The sequence below is a fragment of the Campylobacter showae CC57C genome (genome assembly GCF_000344295.2).
GTDB lineage: Bacteria > Campylobacterota > Campylobacteria > Campylobacterales > Campylobacteraceae > Campylobacter_A > Campylobacter_A showae_B.
The window spans coordinates 1-1,025 of record NZ_AOTD01000267.1 but is presented as its reverse complement, the minus strand read 5'-3'; the positions used below and the strand labels follow the sequence as shown (position 1 = coordinate 1,025).

2 protein-coding genes are annotated in these 1,025 nt (G+C 44.3%); both read right to left on the bottom strand.

Annotation, left to right across the window (positions count from 1 at the left end):
- The coding region (locus tag H740_RS12500) for a flavoprotein (RefSeq protein ID WP_002953876.1) at positions 1 to 134 on the bottom strand (134 nt) is incomplete at its 3' end.
- A complete protein-coding gene (gene flgA / locus H740_RS11070; RefSeq protein ID WP_034958134.1) occupies positions 131 to 937 on the bottom strand; it encodes a flagellar basal body P-ring formation chaperone FlgA in 807 nt (268 codons plus the stop codon). The genes flgA and H740_RS12500, both read right to left, overlap by 4 nt.
- Positions 938 to 1,025 lie beyond the last annotated feature (88 nt).

Genomic DNA, 1,025 nt, shown 5'->3' with positions numbered 1-1,025 from the left:
AGCTCTTTTTCCAGTACGTTCATAGCGTTTTTGCTCACGCACAGGTGCAGCTCGCTTCTTTTTGCTATCTCGCAGGCAAGCTTTAGCCCCAAATTTACGCCGCTTGCGCCGCTAATGCCTAGAAAAATTTTCATCTTATCATCACCTGTTTTTTTGAGACGATTTGAGCACTAAAAACCTTTTTATCGTTGTTTTTGACCTTGATGGTCTCGCCTAGATTGCCGTTTTCTAGCGCAGTGACTTCGACTATGATACTGAGCGCCCCGTCGTTAAGCACCGCATTTACGCGCTCGCCTTTTTTGATAAGCGGCAATGGGGTAAACTGCCGCAATCGCAGCACATCGCCGCTTTTTATGTTTTGCTTCGTTGCTAACCTCGCGTTTGGCGCTTCGCTCATCATGTCGGGGCTAAACTCGCCAAGCTCGACCCAGTCTTTCGCAAAGTCGTCTATACCTAGCATCTGGCGCGTCCCTAGCGGTTTAGTAGCCCGCAAAACAGGCATTCTTGCGCTAACTTCGTATCTAAAAAATACGCTTGGCTGCGAGCCGTTTGGCGTGATAAAACTAGCTCTAAAGCTACCTTTTGGATTGATTTTATTTACGTAAATTTTGTCAAATTTGTATTCGTGGAAGTTTTTAGGAAGTTCGTTTTGAGGCTCAATAAGCGGAAATTTTACAAATTGCAACCCCTTAAACTCGCCCGAAACCTCTTGTAAAAAGGCGCGCTGCACGAGAGCTAATGCATCGCAGTTTTTGACAAATATCGTCTCTCCGCCGCTTTTATCCTCAAGCTCTAGCCCATATTTTTTTAAAATTTCAGCTAAGTCTCGCGAATTTATTTTTGCGGCTTTGTTCTCGCCTAAATTTAAAATCTCGTCGCTTTTGTCCGTAAAGCCCAAGTCCGCAAGCGTGATTTTGCCGTTTGAAACGCAATACATCGGCCAAAGTGCTAAATCTGACGAAAATAAAAAAATGGGAAAAAATAGTAAGAAAAAAATGGAGCGGGAAACGAGATTCGAACTCGCG